This window comes from Mesobacillus sp. LC4, assembly GCF_053543455.1.
Genome location: NZ_JBGCUB010000003.1, coordinates 447,393 through 464,791, shown reverse-complemented (window position 1 = coordinate 464,791; position 17,399 = coordinate 447,393). Strand labels below are relative to the sequence as shown.

Below are 17,399 nucleotides of genomic sequence, written 5' to 3'. Positions count from 1 at the left end.
GATCACCTTCTATTTTAAATCGTGTAATGCTGGATGAAAAAATAATAGGAGAACCGCAATAATAGGTGCCGATATAAGGAATGCGGCCAGCGCGTTTTTATAGTGGATCTTAACTATCGTAAAAGTAATGATGTTGAACAATACAGACCACCAAGCGTTCCAGCCATTTTCATAGACAAACAATCCTTTAGCCTCAAATAGATATTCAATCCCAGAGAAATAGGCCACCCAGATCAGCACATACAAAAGTCCTCTTAACCTTTCTTTTGGAAAATACTCCAGGTAAATCATCAAGACGACAGGGACAATGAAAAATGTGAAGGCAATCTCGATCAGCGTGTGATTTAACCAATCCACTGTAACCGCTTTATACCTCCATAGAGTATGTTGATAGAAGATGAAATTATACAATAAATTACAGATAATATAGAACTGGACCGTAGGGTAGTATTCTTTCCACTTATGCCACTTAACGAACTTTTTTGCAAAAATAATATATACCACAATGACTAATAACAAATACATATCTATAACCTCTTATAACTTTTAGTAGAATTCTCTCCAAAAAGAATATTCCTTAGACACGATGGAGACACAAGGGCGGTTCAAGCGTCAAAAAAGTGCGAATGGCTTTTTAATGATCTTCCATGTCTGCTTGAAAAATATCGTAGTATAATGGACAAACAAGGTCTGTTTTCTATTGGGCTACTCGGTACTTAAGGAGTTGAATGAACGATGGACGAAAAAGTGATCAAGTGGGGAATATTAGGGACTGGCGGAATCGCCAGTGCTTTTGCAAGGGATCTAAACTTTGCTGAGAATACGGAAAAGTGTGCTGTTGGTTCACGCACGAAAGAGAGCGCGGAGAAATTTGCGGAGGAGCATGGCGTGACTTGTGCCTATGGGAGCTATGAAGAACTTGTGGCAGATCCGGATGTAGATGCCATTTATATTGCGACGCCTCACCCTTTTCATAAAGAAAATGTATTGGCCTGTCTTCGAGCTGGCAAGGCCGTGCTCTGCGAGAAGCCTTTTACCATCAATAGCGGTGAACTGGAAGAAGTCATTCAGTTTGCCAGAGAACAAAAGCTGTTCTTGATGGAGGCGATGTGGACACGTTTCCTGCCGCCGATTTTAAAAGTAAGAGAATGGATTGACAGCGGGAAAATCGGCGAAGTTCTGTTGGTGAAAGCGGATTTTGGCTTCCGTGCGCCATGGAATCCGGAGGGGAGATTGCTCAATCCGGCCCTAGGAGGAGGAGCCTTGCTAGATGTGGGAATTTATCCTGTCACCTTTGCATCCATGATTTTCGGAACAAAACCAGATAAGATTTTGAGTACAGCTCATATTGGCGAAACAGGAGTGGATGAACAGTTTTCCATCCTAATGTCCTATCCTGATGGAAAGACAGCGACCCTCAATGGTGCGTTTCGCGTCGATTTAACGAATGAAGCTTACATCCTTGGGACAGAGGGTCATATTCGGATTCCTTCATTCCATAGTGCCAAGTCTGCCTTCTTATATAAAAATGGGGAGGAAGCAGAGGCATTCAACGATGACAGACAATCGGCAGGTTATGCTTTTGAGATAGAAGAAGTAGGAAGATGCCTAAATCAGGGGCTTCTAGAAAGCCCTGTCGTTCCCCTGGATGAATCATTGGAAATTATGAAACTGATGGACGAGATACGCGGGCAGTGGGGATTGAAGTATCCAGGTGAGTAATGGGTGTTTCAAATGAAAGCATGAGAAATAACGTTCCTTTTTTCAGGAGCATGGGGACGTACCCTGTGCTTCTTTTTTCATGGGCGCAGCTCCTTTTAAAAGTTGAACAAAGTACAGACAGCTTTTGCGGGATCACCGGCATTGCTGTCTGAAGGCTGCCTAACTTGTGACAGGTTGGGTGCCGAATGAAGAAAAGCTGTCAAAAGAAAGCTCAACTTGTGACAGGTTCGGGTTCAAATGAAGAAAAGCTGTCAAAAGAAAGCTCAACTTGTGACAGGTTCGGGTTCAAATGAAGAAAAGCTGTCAAAAGAAAGCTCAACTTCAGACAGGTTTGGGTTCAAATGAAGAAAAGCTGTCAAAAGAAAGCTCAACTTGCGACAGGTTTGGTGTCAAATGAAGAAAAGCTGTCAAAAGAGAGCCCAACTTCAGACAGGTTGGGTGCCGAATGAAGAAAAGCTGTCAAAAGAAAGCTCAACTTGCGACAGGTTTGGTGCGAAATGAAGGAAAGCTGTCAGAAGAGAGCCCAACTTCAGACAGGTTTGGTGTCAAGTGAAGAAAAGCTGTCAAAAGTAGCCCTGCTCACTTATTCTTCAATGGTTTTTTAATCGAAAGGCAGTTACGTGCTACAACCCACGGTCTTTCATTATTATCCATCATCGTAATATGGTAGAATGGCTTGCAAAGGATTTTACTTTTACATCAGGAGGAATCTAGATTGAGAAAGCTGCCTATTAATGAAAATGGATTGAATGCTTCTGAGCTTGTTTTTGGCTGCATGGGGCTGGGAGGAAGCTGGGATGCTCAGCCGATTGAGCAGGAACATGTCAAGCAGGCGCATGAAGCGGTAGAAGCGGCGCTGGCTTCGGGAATCAATATGTTTGATCATGCTGATATTTATACATTGGGGAAAGCGGAGAAAGTTTTTGGACAGGTGCTAAAAGAAAAGCCGGGACTTCGCGATGAAATCATCATCCAGTCGAAGTGCGGCATCCGTTTCGGTAATCAGGAAGCGGGACTGCCAACAAGATACGATTTTTCCAAATCATATATTCTTGATAGTGTGGATGGCATCCTTTCAAGGCTTGGAATTGAGCACCTGGACATCCTGTTGCTGCACCGCCCTGATCCATTGATGGATCCAAGCGAGGTAGGAGAGGCATTCCATCAACTCAAGGCTTCCGGAAAAGTGCGTTCATTCGGTGTTTCCAATATGAGTGCCGGGCAAATGCGCTTGCTGCAGAAGCATACGGATGAAAAAATCATCGTCAACCAACTGGAAATGAGCTTACATAAAATTGGTTGGCTCGATACGGGTGTCCATGTCAATCAGGAAGCGGCACGCCAAAATACCTTCCCGGAAGGAACGCTGGAATATTGCCAGATGGAGAATATCCAGATTCAATCATGGGGCTCCCTTGCAAAAGGGCTCTATTCCGGGAAAAACATTGATAAGGAAAGCGCAAGTGTCAAGAACACCGCAGCTCTGGTACAAAAGCTAGCTGAGGAAAAACAAACCACACCAGAAGCGATCGTTCTCGCCTGGCTGATGAGGCATCCAGCAGGAATTCAGCCTGTCATTGGCACGGCAAACCCTGAACGGATCAAGGCAAGTGCAGAAGCAGTCAATGTGAGCCTGACTCGTGACGAATGGTATACATTGTACGTGAGCTCACGAGGCGTTAATCTTCCTTAATACTTTGATATAAAAAGATGGACGAATCCTGTAAACCGTCCATCTTTTTTCTTTTACAAGCCACGTTCTTTGCTTAAAAATTTCTTCGTTAACGCGGTAATCCCAAATAGAATAATGACAATAGCTGAAAATCCGACCATCAACTGCGGGGGTGTTAAAGACAGTCTCTCGGCCAGTTCCAATGAGTATGCGAGCACCGTTGCTGTGAAAAATTTTGAGATTGAAGCAATCAGTAAGAACCTTTTGGGTGATACTTGCCCAATGCCTGCTCCTACACAGATGATTTCGTCTGGGAGGATTGGAATGATGAATAGCAGGAACATGATCAGCGTTTCATTTTTCGAGACATATTGCTGGTATCTTTCTAGCTGCTGTTCCTTGATGAACTTGGAAATGAATTTTCTTCCCCCGTATCTGGCGGCAAAAAACATGACTGAAATCCCAAGAAGTGTTCCTGGAAAGGCAATGGCTGCCGCTACACCAGGGCCGAAAACCGCGCTCGCACCTGGAATAGTAACAGCCTCAGGGATCGGCAGGAGGATGGGTTGAGCGAAACTGATGAAAAAGAATATATATTTCGCTGTATGCAGATGTTCTTTTAACAAACCTTCAAACCCATACACATCGGTAAAAACAATCACTTTTGAGACATAAAAGATCGCCAATGTCAGAAGGACAATCGTCCCTAAATAATACAGAATCATTCTATTAATTCTAATAAGACTGTTCCGTCTCGTCATGACGAAATATCCATCCAATGTTAAAACCACGAGCAAGGCGCTTACATATAGCCATTTGTAAATTGGAAGTACTGTAGGCAATAGCGCAAATACAAAATAGATGGCCACGATGCTTATAGATAGGTGCAGGATCCATTCATGCGCTTTTTCTCTATGTGTAATCAAGTTGAATTCTCCTTTATCTTTGCTTGTGTTTTCATTATAGGAAAGGCAAGGGCAGGAATCGACGCGCTTAGGTTTGAAGTTTCGCTAGGACTTGAGGCTGATGAAGCATGACAGGCTCCCGAAATGTCTGAAAGCCTTTTTTATAAAGGAAAGGATTCACCCTGGTTTTGTTGAATATGTATTTGACTAAACTTAATAGCGAATGAATCTGTGAGAGGATCGTGAAAAATTGAGGTTACGATACATGTTCGGAAGTATAATCATGGTCCCTTTCCTGCCATTTTTATATTTTCAGGGAAAAAGAGTCCGAGCGCGTACACCGCGGCTACCGGAGGCGATCGGGCCTATGGGCAGTGTGAGCGCGGGAAAGGAAAGAGAGTTTCGCGTAATTTTTCTCGGGGAGAGTTCGATCGCCGGGGTAGGGGTCACGCACCATGATGAAGGGTTCGCTGGAGTTTTCGCAAAGGAACTAGCTGCAAAATTGGATACGACGGTCCACTGGGAAGTGTATGCCAAAAGCGGCTACACGCTTAAAAAGGTGACAGAAAGCATTGTCCCGATGATACCTGACCAGAAGGTGGATTTGGTCGTGGTAGGCCTTGGTGCCAATGATGCCTTTACCCTTAATAATCCCTGGTCCTGGCAAAAGCAATCAGAAAAACTAGTTTCAGACTTGAGATCCAAATTTGAGGATGTACCCATCGTCTTTGCCAATATGCCGCCTATTAAGGACTTTCCGGCATTTCCATTGTTAATAAGAGTATTCATCGGGAATTTGGTTGATATTTTAGGCAATGAGCTGCTGGCTACTGCATCAAAGTTCGATGGAGTCCATTACAGCGATACGAAAATCCGGCTAAAAGATTGGAAAGCGAAACTCAATAAGGAGGATGGGGACTTTTTTAGTGATGGAGTCCATCCTTCAAAGCTAACATATGGGTTGTGGGCGAAGGAATTATCTTCATTTGTTTGGAAGATAGAGGCACTGAGGGAGAAGCTGAGCAGCGAAGATATGTCAGGCGCGCAGTGAAGATTATTTTTATTGTCTATTAGAGTAAATAGCAAGAGACAGCGTAATCGGCCCGCTGTCTCTTCCTTATTCCTTAGGGTCAGGAGTAACCAAAACATCCTCTTTATTCGGGTAATTTTTCTCAATATGCTGCTCTCCCCAATAGCATAATGAATCCAGTATCCCTTTCAATGACCATCCATATTCCGTTAATGAATATTCCACTTTAGGAGGAACTTGGTTATAGACTTTCCGCAAAATGACATTATCTTCTTCCAGCTCCCGCAATTGCTGTGTGAGCATTTTTTGCGTGATGCCAGGCATGAGTTTCTTTAGTTCGCTTGTCCGCTTCTTGCCTTCGATCAAATGGCAAAGAATGACGACTTTCCATTTGCCGCCGATGACCTCGAGGGCGGCTTCGACTGGTATATTATATTTCTTCAAGATGCACCCTCCTTGTCTTTCCGATTGATTGTAGTGTCATTATACCCTTACATTTCTATAAGTAGTATAAGGCACTTTTTGGTGCCTATATCACCTGGAGGTGCCTACGGAACTTTAAAGTGCGTACTTCTCAACTTTTCCGGTATCCTTCATAATTGCATTCATGTTGGCCAAACGTGAAAGGCGCCTTTCGCGGGTCAACTTAATGATCTGCAATGGAGGATACCTTTTTATGAGTTCACATACACAAAATAATAAGGGAACACTTTCCCTTTTGGCACTGGCAATCAGTGCATTTGGCATCGGTACGACTGAGTTTGTACCAGTTGGGTTATTATCGACGATTTCAAATGATCTCAATATCTCGATTACTTTGGCGGGATTGTTGATATCCGGGTATGCAATGGGTGTTGCATTTGGAGCACCGATTTTAACAGCTTTGACAAATAAAATGAGCCGCAAAACATTGCTCATGGCTTTGATGGTCATCTTTATCATCGGGAATTCAGTTGCCGCCATTTCCAGCAGCTTTGGCCTGTTGCTTGCTGCAAGGATCATCACGGCGTTTTCCCATGGTGTATTCTTTTCAATAGGCTCCACCATTGCCGCAGACCTTGTCCCTGAGGATAAAAGAGCGAGTGCGATTGCCTTTATGTTCACGGGGTTGACGGTCGCAACTGTGACCGGTGTGCCGCTTGGAACCTTCATTGGCCAGCTGTTCGGCTGGAGAGCGACTTTTTGGGGAGTGGCATTATTAGGAGTAATCGGGATTGTCGCAAGTGCAGTCCTGATACCAAAAAATATGAAAGAGGCACCGCCAGCTAAATTCAGTGATCAATTGAAAATACTTGGCAACGGCCCATTGCTGCTGGCTTTTGCCATTACCGCTCTTGGATATGGAGGCACCTTTGTCGCCTTCACTTACTTGACTCCAATTCTTCAAGACATCACGGGGTTCTCTCCGAAAGTGGTTAGCATCATCCTGCTTGTATATGGAGTGGCTGTTGCCATTGGAAATTCGATTGGAGGTAAGGCTGCCGACAAAAATCCTTTAAAGGCATTATTATGGATGTTCATTGCTCAAGCCATCATTCTCTTTATTCTGACGTTCACAGCTCCATTCAAGGTGGCTGGAGTGATCACAATCTTCTTGATGGGCATGTTTGCGTTCATGAATGTGCCCGGCCTGCAGGTTCTGGTCGTACGATTGGCCGAACGCTATGTTCCGACCGCTGTGAATGTAGCATCCGCTTTGAATATAGCTGCCTTCAATCTTGGAATTGCCATTGGTGCATTTGTTGGAGGACTGATTGTTGACTCAATCGGGCTGATCCACACGCCGTGGATTGGAGGAGTTATGGTAGTTGGAGCGGTTCTGCTAACAGTCTGGAGCCGTAATATGGAAATTAGAAAGAGATAAAAACGATTTTTTCAGTGGAGCAAGGGGGCGTACCCTTTGCTTTTTTATTGGTCATTAACGTTGAAAAATATAAAGTTTTGGGACAAGATAATCATCCCTCTGTCTCACATGTCTCCGCATACTTTCTCTGGCCCTGAGCAACATAAGAGGAAAATGGAGGAAATAAGGTGGGTACGCAATGAATTTGGATGAAGTGATTTTAGCGCGTGAAAAAATGAAGGGGATTGTGCACTCGACCCCACTTGATTATTCTAAGACGTTTAGCACTCTCTCGAATAATGAAGTGTATTTGAAGCTTGAAAACCTGCAAAAGACGGGGAGCTTTAAGGTTAGAGGTTCCTATAATAAGTTAATATCTTTGTCTCCTGAAGAGCTTCAAAAAGGGGTAGTGGCAGCCTCAGCCGGCAATCATGCCCAGGGTGTGGCCTATTCGAGCCAGATGCTTGGCATTCCGTGTACGATTGTCATGCCAAAGGGTGCACCGCTCAGCAAGGTACTTGCAACACGGCAATACGGTGCTGAGGTGATACTGGAAGGAGCCGTGTTTGATGAGGCGTTAGCTTATGCCTTGGAACTGAAAGACAAGCTTGGCGCCACTTTTATCCATGCGTTTGATGATGAGGCGGTCATTGCCGGCCAAGGGACCGTTGGACTGGAAATCCTTGATCAGATGCCGGATGTCGAGGCCATTTTTTGTCCTGTTGGCGGGGGAGGACTTATTGCAGGTGTCGCTTTGGCAGTAAAGGAGAAAAACCCCGACATTAAGGTATATGGTGTCCAGACGCTTGCATGTCCGAGCATGAAACAGTCACTTGCAGAGAACCAGCCTATCGCTGTTGAATCCGCTCCAACAATGGCGGATGGAATTGCTGTTCAGAAACCGGGGCAGAAGACGTTTACGATCATCAAGGAGTATGTTGACGACATTTTTTGTGTCGATGAAATGGAAATAGCCAGAACGATGCTGCTTCTTCTTGAGAGAAATAAGCTGCTGGTTGAAGGTTCAGGAGCAAGCCCGCTTGCAGCATTGCTTTATGACAAAGTGAAGCTTACCTTCAAGAAGGTTGCTGCTGTTATTAGCGGCGGAAATGTCGATGTCAATTTCATTTCCCGGATCATTGAACGTGGCCTGGTTGAATCCGGCAGGTTTGCTCATTTTACCATTTATTTAAAAGATAAGCCTGGGGAGCTGCAAAAAGTGCTTAGCTCCGTAACTGAACTGAATGCGAACGTACAATTTGTCAACCTTCACCGGATCGGCAAGCATATCTATCCAGGAAATGCGCTGCTGGAGATTTCAGTAGAAACAAAGGACCATGATCATATAGAGCAACTTTATAGCATGTTAAAGAATAAAGGTTTTCAGCTGAAACAAGAGGAATAACGACTAGGAGCATGGGGGCGTACCCTGTGCTTTTTTTTATGCATGAGGGAAAATGTAAACTGTCCCTTTGTCTCAATCTGAAAATAATGTAAAGTTTCCTTGACGTAAAGCTTCCTTTACAATAAAATGGAAATATATGGGGTGAACGTGTTGGAAAACAATTTAGTTGAATTCAGGAAAAAGCATGGTTATTCACAGGACCGGCTTGCAGCCACACTCGGTGTGTCCAGGCAGACAATCATATCGATCGAGAAAGGGAAGTATGATCCTTCGCTTCCGCTGGCATTCGAATTGGCGAGGACATTTGGTACGACAATAGAAGAATTGTTTACATACGAGGGGAAGAAAGGATGAGTTCTTTGGGTGAAAAAAAGGTGATGAAAGAGCAAATTACATTTTTAGTCTTCGGGATTTTCTTTTTAGGTATGAGTGGTTTCCTCGCCTTTGCAGGCATGATGGCTGATTCGGCTCCGCCTTCCATTACAATTATCATGGTAGGAATGGCCGTCATGTGCTTTTGCGTGAGCTATCTTTATCCACAATTCAAGCAGAAAGACGAACGGATGAAGCTTATTCGAGAGAAGGGAATGTTCGCTTCATTCTTTGCCATGATGGTATATTTTATTATTTTAAATCTTGGACTGCAGCTGGACCTGATCGAATTATCGGCCAGTGCAGTTGTCCACATCTTATCCACATTGATGATTTGTACGGTTTTTTTGTCATTTGTGATATTTTCGAAGATTTATTGATTTTAGAGGATGGATTAAAGGCAACGAATAACTAGGGATGAATGATCAGGAAAGATTCCCGCCTCTTAACAGGGAGCTGTCATCGCTTTCTTTTAGTTGTATTTTCGGTAGGACATAAGTTGAGTTTTTAATGAAGAATACAAGCCAACCCCTGCATTCCCATAAAAGAACCCCATGAACAACCCGGCCCACAAGTTATGGCGATGTGCGAAAAAGATGGAAATGATCAATCCAATGATATTGGCCACTCCTGGAATAAAGGGTTTCGGTATTCTGATAAAGTTTTTTACTATTTGAGTTAGCAAAACCACCAAAGGGACAGCGATCATTGCATCCCAAAAGTTCGTGTGTATAATCGGGAAAGCCTCCACATCAAGCACCTCATATTTAACGGGATCCGTTTTATTACCTATAGTTATTGCATTTTGGAGATGCTTTATCCGTCATTATCCTTAAAAATTCAATAAACACTGGAGTAAAAGTAGAATGCAGATTCTATTTTATATAGAGAGGAGTAGCGTGCCTGCTTTCGGATGATCAGTGCGAATAAGAATAGCCCTTCAGGAGAAAAATACAGAAAAAACTCTGGAGGAAAGCATGAGAGATCAAAAACAAAAACATAAGGATCCCCAAGTAATCAATAATGTACAGAACGCCGAGTCACTGGAAATCAGCCAAACCGGATATGGGTTGGAATCCGTAACAGAAGGAACGGACTATATGGAGGGAGATAGAAAGGATCCATCAAACTGTGGCGAGTTATGAGTGAAACAGCAATTATATGAAAGCTCCTCTTTAAAAAAGCGAATAATTCATATCAGAAGCAGGTGCTCCGTCGGTGGAGCGGCACCTGCTTTTTTTAATTAAGGATGTGGTTCAGCGAGGACGGTACCCTTATGAAGCTGGGTTTGTCTTCATAAGGGTACGAAAAGTCACGAACGGAACCCTTATGTAGTGTGATTTGCCTTCATAAGGGTACGAAAAGTCACGAACGGAACCCTTATGTAGTGTGATTTACCTTCATAAGGGTACGGTAAGTCACGAACGGAACCCTTATGTAGTGTGATTTGTCTTCATAAGGGTACGAAAAGTCACGAACGATACGCTCATGAAGCTGGATTGACCTGAAGGTGAGCGCTAGGTTTTGCTATCATTTTGATCTGCTCGGGACAGAGCATTATAATGTTTGAGGCTTTTAAATCGCTTTTTCTTTTTCAAGTATTTTTCGTTCAGTACGAGAACTTTCCCATTCTCGGCTGCTGAAAATTTGCGGTAGACTGATTTGTATTTTTCAAAGGCTAGGTGTCCGGAAATATATACAGGTAGGATGATCGCGAGCAAAATCAGGATGTCCCGGACGATATGGAATGGTTGGCTGAAAACATATTTCGTCATTACGGCCTGAGATGCAAAAGCCACCATCAAGATAATCAGTACATTGCAGATGTGAAAGGGGAAAAACTCTTTTCCTCTAAGAAACATCCGCTCCAGTTCATTTTTAAAAATAAGGGAAATGAATGCTGAAATCACAATGAAAATGAAGGAAATGAAAAACGCCATTTGTCCGACCTCCTTTGTAGATGATCCCTTTTCGGTATTGTAACATATTGGAATCTCAACTGGGAGTAGCGAGTAGTTATGCGTGGATTAAGTCTTAGGGGGAAAAGCCATCGAAAGCAAAAGGGTGGTTCTCATCGAAGAACCACCCTGACGGCAGATTGCAGGGAGAGGTATTGAAGCACTTCTCTCTTTATTTATAGGAAAATATTCTGAATGAGAACTGAGAAGGTTTATGAGGCAGCACATCTTCCCCCAACTCCATTATTCAACTAATCCAAACCAACTCGCAAAGGAATAGGTCAGGAATCCAGTTCCGAAGAGGATAATCAGGAATCTTACCGCCCAAGGATACTTGTAAGGACGGAAAAATGAAACAGCGCCAATTCCTACGAATAGAATCCCTAATAAAAAGGTAATGATTGAAATCATCAACATTCACATCCTTCAGTTAGTCTCCTGCTTACGAAATTGACGGAGAATCTTACTTTTTCTTACGCTTCATGAAAAAGAAAGCTGTGAGGGCGACAACTGCTAAAGCTCCTGCAATTCCTAGATAAAAGGGAGTTGAGTTTTGATTGCTCCTGCTTAGTTCGGCTTTTTCCGTTGGAACTTTCCCTGCACCTAAAAGCTCCAAATCATCTTGTAAAACTCTCAATGTGTCGGTTCGGTCACACATGATGGTCGTAAGCGATTTTGCGCCGTACATATCCGATTCCTTTGCATAGACCAGGTATTCCTGCCCCTCGATAAATCGAAAACCACAGTCCCCGCCGCCTAATCCTGTCGTGATGATCGCTTGTGATTCATCCATGCCTTTCCACGTGTTAGTCACCTGAAACAGCACTTTTTTCGTCATGTATCCTTTTACCTTCTCTTCTTTTATCTCGATGACCTTCCCGCTAAAAACAGCATCTGAACGCTCTAGTTCTTCTGCAACGGTAGGTAATTCCGCACAAGAGCATGCATTTGATACAGCAGGAAAGGATCCTATTAGGAACAAACTTAAAACCATAAATGCGAGTAACTTTTTCAAAATCGCACCTCCTGATACATATTGATTCTATTATATGGAGTTCATATCCTTCTTTTGATAGCCTCTTAAGGAAGTTAATAAGGTAAATGACTAAATGTGCCCTTATAGAAGCGGAACCGCCTGAATAAGGGTACGATTAAGCAATAAATGTGCCCTTATAGAAGCCGAACGGCCTGCATAAGGGTACGATAAAGCAATAAATGTGCCCTTATAGAAGCCGAACGGCCTGCATAAGGGTACGATTAAGTAGTAAATGTGCCTTTATAGAAGCCGAACCGCCTGCATAAGGGTACGATAAAGCAATAAATGTGCCCTTATAGAAGGCAAACCTTCCGCATAAGGGTACGATTAAGCAATAAATGTGCCCTTATAAAAGCCGAACCGCCTGCATAAGGGTACGATAAAGCAATAAATGTGCCCTTATAGAAGGCAAACCTCCGGCATAAGGGTACGATTAAGCAATAAATGTGCCCTTATAGAAGGCAATCCTTCCGCATAAGGGTACGATTAGTCCTAAATAATGCTAGTTGACTCTTGAGTATTCTATAAAATGGACAAAAAGTGCCTAAAAAAACAGAAAAAAATGAGGTCATTATGAAGCAGATTGGCGCCATTTAGTCCATAAACTTGAAAATGCGGTTACCAATAACCCAGGACCTAAACACTTGTCCTCCATCACCCCCTGCTATCTCTGGTGTATAGAAAATATTTCCTATAAAATAGAGGTGATAGATGTGGAAGTGTGGTGGTTATGGTGTTGAAGCTTTTGCTGATTGAGGATGATGCTTCTTTGTTTCATGAAATTCGGGAGCGTCTGACTCAGTGGTCGTATGAGGTGCATGGGGTGACGGATTTTGGGGATGTGATGGGTGATTTTACGAGGGTGCAGCCTGACTTGGTGATCATTGATATCCAGCTGCCGCGGTTTGACGGGTTTCATTGGTGCCGGATGATCCGGTCGCATTCGAATGTGCCGATCATTTTCCTGTCATCGCGGGACCATCCTACCGATATGGTCATGTCGATGCAGCTGGGGGCGGATGATTTTGTCCAAAAGCCGTTCCACTTTGAGGTGCTGATTGCGAAAATCCAGGCGATTCTGCGCCGTGCCTATAATTATAATGCGACCCAGAACCAGTTGAAGACATGGTGCGGGGCGACGATTGATTATAATAAAAATACGGTTGAAAATGAGATGGGCCGGATTGAATTGACGAAGAATGAAATCTTCATTTTAAAGCTGCTGATTGACCAGAAAAACAAGATTGTCAGCCGCGATGAGGTGATGAACAGCTTGTGGGATGATAAGCGGTTCATCAGCGACAATACGCTGACGGTCAATGTCAATCGGCTGCGGAAAAAGCTGGATGAGATTGGTTTGGGCAGTAAAATCCAAACGAAGATTGGACAGGGCTATATGGCTGTTGAAGAGGAACATGCCTGATGTTTATTAACTATCTAAAGGAACGGCGAAGCTGGATTCTGTTATTTTTGCTCCTCCAGTTCCTGCTCGTTTTTATTGCTTATATAGATTCCGCTGTATCCATACAGTCGATTTTTTATTATGTATTTCTGTCAGCTCTTCTATTTGTGATTTTTATCTTGATTCGTTACCAGAAAGAAATGAAATTTTACCAGGAACTGAAGGATACGGAGGATCTTCTTGATTTTTCAGACAGGGAACAGCTCAGTCCGTTTGAAGGGATGGTTGCAGAAAGCATCACATATCACTTTGAAACGCTGAAAAAATCAGTTTCCGAAAATGAACGCAGGCTGGACGAGGAAAAGGATGAACTGCTTTCGTGGATCCATGAAGTGAAAACGCCGCTGACGGCTTTGAAATTGATGATTGACCGGCTCGAGGACCCGGCACTGAAAAGGGAAATGACTTATGAGTGGCTGCGCATCCATCTTTTATTGGACCAGCAGCTGCATCAGAAACGAATTCCGTTCATGGAGAATGACTTATATATTGAACAGACCGATCTGGAGAGTGTGATCTTTGGCGAGGTCAAAACCCTGCAGTCGTGGTGCATCCAAAAAGGGATTGGCTTCGATATTGATTTGGAATACAACGAGGTCATGACGGATGGTAAATGGCTTTCGTTTATACTAAGGCAGCTGTTGACGAATGCTGTGAAATACAGCGATGCAGCTGATATCCAGATTAAAAGTGCAGATAGGGAAGGCCAGATTATCCTTGAAATTGCCGACGAGGGCAGGGGGATTGATTCCAGGGATCTCCCGCGCATTTTTGAAAAAGGGTTTACATCCACTGCCCATCACCAGGATCACGCCGCAACCGGAATGGGCTTATATCTCGCAAGGAAAGCGGCACAACCGCTGAAAATAAGGATTGATGTGGAATCCGCAGCGGGCGAGGGAAGCACATTCACCCTTACCTTCCCGAAAAGCAATGAATTTGTGCAAATAACAGGCATGTGACAAAAATGTCACATGCCTGTGTTCATTTGTTAGCTGAATCGAAGGAAGGCATATTGAGAGGATTTTATAATGAAACTATCAAAGAAAGGATGTGCGGACATGATTTTACTTGAAGCTGCCAAACTTCATAAAACATATGGAAATAAGTTTAATAAACAGGAAGTATTGAAAGGGCTCGACCTGAAAATTTTCAAAGGTGAGTTCGTGAGCATCATGGGGGCCTCTGGCTCAGGAAAAACGACGTTGCTGAATGTACTTTCCTCGATTGACCGGGTGTCCAACGGATCCATCAAGATTGAAGGAAAAGACATTACCGGGATGAAGGAGAAACAGCTCGCTGAATTCCGCAAGCAGCATTTGGGTTTCTTGTTCCAGGATTACAATTTGCTCGACACGCTGACGGTGAAGGAAAACATCCTTTTGCCGCTCTCAGTCAGCAAAACGCCGAGGAAGGAAGCGAACCAAAGGTTTGAGCAGATTGCCAGTGAATTGGGGATTCTCGAACTGAAGGATAAGTATCCGAATGAAATTTCTGGCGGACAAAAGCAGCGGACGTCGGCTGCACGAGCTTTTATCCATGATCCAAGCATCATTTTTGCCGATGAGCCGACAGGTGCTCTTGATTCGAAGTCGGCGTCCGATCTTTTAAACAAGTTGAGCGACTTGAATCAAAAACGGCAGGCGACCATCCTGATGGTCACACACGATCCTGTTGCGGCAAGCTATTGCGGCCGGGTTATTTTTATAAAGGATGGCCTGATTTACACAGAATTGAATAAAGGTGACCAGAGTAGGCAGGAATTTTTCAAGGACATCATGAAAACCCAGAGTGTATTGGGCGGTGTGCACCATGAGCGTTAATCAACTCATCCTCCGCAACCTGAAAAAGAACCTGAAAAACTATTATTTGTATGTGTTTGCGCTGATGTTCAGTGTCGCCCTTTACTTTGCGTTCGTCACTCTCCAATATGACCCGTCGATGGATGAAACAAAGGGTTCGATCAAAGGGGCGGCAGCGATAAAGTCTGCTTCTGTCCTGCTTGTCGGTATTGTCGCGATTTTCTTGACTTACGCTAATGCGATTTTTATCAAAAGGAGAAGCAAGGAAATCGGCCTATTCCAGCTCGTAGGGATGACGAAGGGCAAGATTTTCCGGATCCTGAGTGTTGAGAACTTCCTGCTTTACTATGGTTCCTTGCTGGCGGGCGTTTTCCTTGGATTCTCGATTTCCAAGCTGATCATTATGGTACTGTTCAAAATCACCCAGGTCGATGGGATTGCGACGCTTCATTTTTCCGGTACAGCCCTGACGCAAACTCTGATTGTTTTTTCGCTGATCTTTGTTTTGCTGATGGTACTGAACTTTATTTTCATAAAAAGACAAAGCATCCTATCCCTATTCAGGGTTGTATCAAAGACGGAAAGCCGAGTGAAGAAAATTTCTTTCTGGGAAATGTTGATTGGTGTCCTTGGCATTGCATTGATTGGAATCGGCTATTATGTGTCATCCATGCTGTTCGAAGGGGACTTTACCACTATCAACGAACTCTTCGCTGCTATGGTGTTCATTTTAGCTTCGGTCATCTTCGGGACCTATCTGTTTTACAAAGGGTCTGTCAGTTTTATCGCCAATATCATCCGGAAAAAGAAGGACGGTTATTTGAATATCAATGAGGTGCTTTCTCTTTCCTCGATCATGTTCAGGATGAAGTCTAATGCGCTGCTGTTGACGATCATCACGACAGTATCAGCATTGGCGATCGGGTTGTTGTCGTTAAGCTATATCTCTTATTATTCCGCTGAGCAGAGTGCGAAAAATATGGTGCCAGACAACTTTGCCTTTGTGGATGAGAACTCTGCTGCCGATTTTATGAAGAAATTGAAGGCAGAGGGAATTGATTTTACGGAAAAAAGAATAGAGGTTCTTCAGGCGGTCATGAATGCAGAAGACATCATAGGCATGAAAATGGAGGGGTATACGCAGGACCCGCGATCCATGGGTGTTTCGGTCATCAGCGAGAAGTCTGAAGGGCAGAGGGAAGTAAGCAAGGATGAAGCCTACTTGACAGGGTACAGCGATATCATGATGAAATTCATTTCGATGAAGGACTCCGGGCCGATTGAGATCATTGGGGAGAATCTCTCCATTCCGCTGGATTATCAGGGGATGAAAAAGGATTATCCGGTTTCCCGGTATTTTGGGAGCTCTCCGGTAGCCGTGGTGGATGAGGCTGTTTTCGAGAAGCTGAAGAAGGATGCGGATCCTGAGATTCAAAGAGGCTCTTCTCTCTATATCGGAATCGGGATTCAAAATGAAAATGATTTGGAAAAAGCGAATGATCTGTTCAACGAAAATAAGTACCATGAAAAGGGTATGAATGAATCCCGCCTGGACAGTGAAAATATCCAAAAGAAACAGATGGGGCTTATGATGTTCATTGTCGGTTTCCTTGGACTGACCTTCCTTGTCACATCAGGCTGCATTCTGTACTTCAAGCAAATGGACCAGACAGAAGACGAAAAACCGAATTATACGATTCTACGAAAACTGGGGTTCACACAGGGAGATTTGCTGAAAGGAATCCAGGCAAAGCAGGCATTCAACTTCGGAATCCCGCTGGCAATCGGACTGCTGCACAGCTACTTCGCCGTTCAATCCGGCTGGTTCTTCTTCGGCACAGAACTCTGGTGGCCGATGCTGATCGTCATGGGACTTTACACTGCTTTGTATTCCATTTTTGCTGTACTTTCGGTGGTGCATTCAAAGAAAGTCATCCGGGAATCGCTTTAAATGAGGGCAAGAAGCACGGGGACGTACGTACCCTGTGCTTTTTCTAATACTTGAAAAATTATTCTCTTAATAAACTAGGTTAATTACACTGTCAAACCTGCTAATTGCACCAATCCCAGCAATAATTGCGTGAAAACAATTCGGAATTGCACGCTCCAGAGCATTAATTGCACGCTTAAGAACCATAATTGCACGCTCAAGAACCATATTTGCATTTTCATACAAATTTTACCATTACCTT

19 protein-coding genes are annotated in these 17,399 nt (G+C 43.7%); 12 read left to right on the top strand and 7 right to left on the bottom strand.

The window, feature by feature from the left end; all coding sequences use genetic code 11:
• Positions 1 to 9: 9 nt before the first annotated feature.
• Positions 10 to 525, bottom strand: coding sequence for a CBO0543 family protein (locus AB5I83_RS13190; RefSeq protein WP_448975949.1), 516 nt, complete (start codon positions 523 to 525; stop codon positions 10 to 12).
• 210 nt (positions 526 to 735) lie between these two features.
• Here AB5I83_RS13190 and AB5I83_RS13185 point away from each other — a divergent pair, with 210 nt between their 5' ends.
• On the top strand, positions 736 to 1,722 hold the full coding sequence (locus tag AB5I83_RS13185) for a Gfo/Idh/MocA family protein (RefSeq protein ID WP_448975948.1): 987 nt from the start codon (positions 736 to 738) through the stop codon (positions 1,720 to 1,722).
• A gap of 715 nt (positions 1,723 to 2,437) precedes the next feature.
• Entirely contained in the window at positions 2,438 to 3,415 is a 978-nt protein-coding gene (locus AB5I83_RS13180) for an aldo/keto reductase (RefSeq protein ID WP_448975947.1), read from the top strand.
• A gap of 53 nt (positions 3,416 to 3,468) precedes the next feature.
• On the opposite strand, the gene AB5I83_RS13175 is transcribed toward AB5I83_RS13180, so the two are convergent.
• Entirely contained in the window at positions 3,469 to 4,320 is an 852-nt protein-coding gene (locus tag AB5I83_RS13175) for a TVP38/TMEM64 family protein (RefSeq protein WP_448975946.1), read from the bottom strand.
• 244 nt (positions 4,321 to 4,564) lie between these two features.
• Here AB5I83_RS13175 and AB5I83_RS13170 point away from each other — a divergent pair, with 244 nt between their 5' ends.
• A complete protein-coding gene (locus tag AB5I83_RS13170; RefSeq protein ID WP_448975945.1) occupies positions 4,565 to 5,350 on the top strand; it encodes an SGNH/GDSL hydrolase family protein in 786 nt (261 codons plus the stop codon).
• 66 nt (positions 5,351 to 5,416) lie between these two features.
• Here AB5I83_RS13170 and AB5I83_RS13165 read toward each other — a convergent pair whose 3' ends face one another.
• Positions 5,417 to 5,773 carry a winged helix-turn-helix transcriptional regulator gene (locus AB5I83_RS13165; protein WP_226646051.1) on the bottom strand — a complete coding sequence of 119 codons (357 nt, stop codon included), beginning with the start codon at positions 5,771 to 5,773 and terminating at the stop codon, positions 5,417 to 5,419.
• Between the two features lie 232 nt (positions 5,774 to 6,005).
• Here AB5I83_RS13165 and AB5I83_RS13160 point away from each other — a divergent pair, with 232 nt between their 5' ends.
• The 4 genes from AB5I83_RS13160 to AB5I83_RS13145 all read left to right on the top strand — a co-directional run bounded on the left by AB5I83_RS13160 (position 6,006) and on the right by AB5I83_RS13145 (position 9,329).
• Positions 6,006 to 7,193, top strand: coding sequence for an MFS transporter (locus AB5I83_RS13160; RefSeq protein WP_448975944.1), 1,188 nt, complete (start codon positions 6,006 to 6,008; stop codon positions 7,191 to 7,193).
• Positions 7,194 to 7,371: 178 nt separating this feature from the next.
• Positions 7,372 to 8,577, top strand: coding sequence for a threonine ammonia-lyase (gene ilvA, locus AB5I83_RS13155; RefSeq protein WP_448975943.1), 1,206 nt, complete (start codon positions 7,372 to 7,374; stop codon positions 8,575 to 8,577).
• A 150-nt stretch (positions 8,578 to 8,727) separates the two neighbouring features.
• Positions 8,728 to 8,931, top strand: a complete 204-nt coding sequence (locus AB5I83_RS13150; protein WP_448975942.1) for a helix-turn-helix transcriptional regulator — start codon at positions 8,728 to 8,730, stop codon at positions 8,929 to 8,931.
• A gap of 20 nt (positions 8,932 to 8,951) precedes the next feature.
• A complete protein-coding gene (locus AB5I83_RS13145; protein WP_448975987.1) occupies positions 8,952 to 9,329 on the top strand; it encodes a permease in 378 nt (125 codons plus the stop codon).
• A gap of 92 nt (positions 9,330 to 9,421) precedes the next feature.
• Here AB5I83_RS13145 and AB5I83_RS13140 read toward each other — a convergent pair whose 3' ends face one another.
• Positions 9,422 to 9,658, bottom strand: coding sequence for a hypothetical protein (locus tag AB5I83_RS13140; protein WP_448975986.1), 237 nt, complete (start codon positions 9,656 to 9,658; stop codon positions 9,422 to 9,424).
• A 268-nt stretch (positions 9,659 to 9,926) separates the two neighbouring features.
• Between AB5I83_RS13140 and AB5I83_RS13135 the strand changes: the two genes are divergently transcribed.
• Entirely contained in the window at positions 9,927 to 10,094 is a 168-nt protein-coding gene (locus AB5I83_RS13135) for a hypothetical protein (protein ID WP_448975941.1), read from the top strand.
• Positions 10,095 to 10,466: 372 nt separating this feature from the next.
• Here the strand turns inward: AB5I83_RS13135 and AB5I83_RS13130 are convergent, their stop codons facing one another.
• The 3 genes from AB5I83_RS13130 to AB5I83_RS13120 form a co-directional block, all read right to left on the bottom strand.
• A complete protein-coding gene (locus tag AB5I83_RS13130) occupies positions 10,467 to 10,889 on the bottom strand; it encodes a hypothetical protein (protein WP_448975940.1) in 423 nt (140 codons plus the stop codon).
• Positions 10,890 to 11,150: 261 nt separating this feature from the next.
• Entirely contained in the window at positions 11,151 to 11,318 is a 168-nt protein-coding gene (locus AB5I83_RS13125; RefSeq protein WP_226646041.1) for a hypothetical protein, read from the bottom strand.
• A 52-nt stretch (positions 11,319 to 11,370) separates the two neighbouring features.
• Positions 11,371 to 11,922, bottom strand: a complete 552-nt coding sequence (locus AB5I83_RS13120; protein ID WP_448975939.1) for an LPXTG cell wall anchor domain-containing protein — start codon at positions 11,920 to 11,922, stop codon at positions 11,371 to 11,373.
• 754 nt (positions 11,923 to 12,676) lie between these two features.
• Between AB5I83_RS13120 and AB5I83_RS13115 the strand changes: the two genes are divergently transcribed.
• The 4 genes from AB5I83_RS13115 to AB5I83_RS13100 all read left to right on the top strand — a co-directional run bounded on the left by AB5I83_RS13115 (position 12,677) and on the right by AB5I83_RS13100 (position 17,158).
• A complete protein-coding gene (locus tag AB5I83_RS13115) occupies positions 12,677 to 13,366 on the top strand; it encodes a response regulator (protein ID WP_448975985.1) in 690 nt (229 codons plus the stop codon).
• Positions 13,366 to 14,367, top strand: coding sequence for a sensor histidine kinase (locus tag AB5I83_RS13110; protein WP_448975938.1), 1,002 nt, complete (start codon positions 13,366 to 13,368; stop codon positions 14,365 to 14,367). Before AB5I83_RS13115 ends, AB5I83_RS13110 begins: the two co-directional genes overlap by 1 nt.
• Before the next feature lie 99 nt (positions 14,368 to 14,466).
• Positions 14,467 to 15,228 carry an ABC transporter ATP-binding protein gene (locus AB5I83_RS13105; protein WP_226646035.1) on the top strand — a complete coding sequence of 254 codons (762 nt, stop codon included), beginning with the start codon at positions 14,467 to 14,469 and terminating at the stop codon, positions 15,226 to 15,228.
• On the top strand, positions 15,218 to 17,158 hold the full coding sequence (locus tag AB5I83_RS13100; protein ID WP_448975937.1) for an ABC transporter permease: 1,941 nt from the start codon (positions 15,218 to 15,220) through the stop codon (positions 17,156 to 17,158). The genes AB5I83_RS13105 and AB5I83_RS13100 overlap by 11 nt, the downstream gene beginning before the upstream one ends.
• Positions 17,159 to 17,399: the final 241 nt, after the last annotated feature.

Coding starts and splice junctions, on each gene's coding strand:
- AB5I83_RS13140 (WP_448975986.1), bottom strand. CDS start 9,658: ATGATCGCTGTCCCTTTGGTGGTTTTGCTAACTCAAATAGTAAAAAAC.
- AB5I83_RS13185 (WP_448975948.1), top strand. CDS start 736: ATGGACGAAAAAGTGATCAAGTGGGGAATATTAGGGACTGGCGGAATC.
- AB5I83_RS13105 (WP_226646035.1), top strand. CDS start 14,467: ATGATTTTACTTGAAGCTGCCAAACTTCATAAAACATATGGAAATAAG.
- AB5I83_RS13110 (WP_448975938.1), top strand. CDS start 13,366: ATGTTTATTAACTATCTAAAGGAACGGCGAAGCTGGATTCTGTTATTT.
- AB5I83_RS13130 (WP_448975940.1), bottom strand. CDS start 10,889: ATGGCGTTTTTCATTTCCTTCATTTTCATTGTGATTTCAGCATTCATT.
- AB5I83_RS13135 (WP_448975941.1), top strand. CDS start 9,927: ATGAGAGATCAAAAACAAAAACATAAGGATCCCCAAGTAATCAATAAT.
- ilvA (WP_448975943.1), top strand. CDS start 7,372: ATGAATTTGGATGAAGTGATTTTAGCGCGTGAAAAAATGAAGGGGATT.
- AB5I83_RS13100 (WP_448975937.1), top strand. CDS start 15,218: ATGAGCGTTAATCAACTCATCCTCCGCAACCTGAAAAAGAACCTGAAA.
- AB5I83_RS13190 (WP_448975949.1), bottom strand. CDS start 525: ATGTATTTGTTATTAGTCATTGTGGTATATATTATTTTTGCAAAAAAG.
- AB5I83_RS13170 (WP_448975945.1), top strand. CDS start 4,565: ATGTTCGGAAGTATAATCATGGTCCCTTTCCTGCCATTTTTATATTTT.
- AB5I83_RS13160 (WP_448975944.1), top strand. CDS start 6,006: ATGAGTTCACATACACAAAATAATAAGGGAACACTTTCCCTTTTGGCA.
- AB5I83_RS13125 (WP_226646041.1), bottom strand. CDS start 11,318: ATGATTTCAATCATTACCTTTTTATTAGGGATTCTATTCGTAGGAATT.